1 protein-coding gene is annotated in these 312 nt (G+C 59.6%); it reads right to left on the reverse strand.

What is annotated here, in order from left to right:
* Positions 1 to 312: hypothetical protein (locus KDM90_RS17655; RefSeq protein WP_438947446.1), on the reverse strand; the 312-nt coding region annotated here is incomplete at both ends.

Here is a 312-nt window from a genome sequence, read left to right on the forward strand (position 1 = left end):
CGCCGGCACCGGTCACGCCACCGATCACCAATGGCAAACTTTCTGGGGAGGCACTGTCGACGATCGTGTCGTCGATCGTCGACACCGTTACGGTGAAGCTGGACACGCCCGCTGGGACGATCAAGTTACTACCGACCAAGCTCACGCCATTGCTGAACGTTGGGGTGGTGTTGTAGTCATCACCGGCTGTCGCTGTACCGCCACCCAAGCTGTACGCATAGGTCGAGGCAATCGTGGTGCTGCCCGTCAAGGTCACGGTGTAGCTTAAGCTATTGCCTTCCACCACATTGTTGTCACCCACGCCTGGGGCGC

The organism is Affinundibacterium fentianense, from assembly GCF_018139545.1.
In the GTDB taxonomy this organism is placed as follows: Bacteria; Pseudomonadota; Gammaproteobacteria; order Burkholderiales; family Burkholderiaceae_D; genus Undibacterium; species Undibacterium fentianense.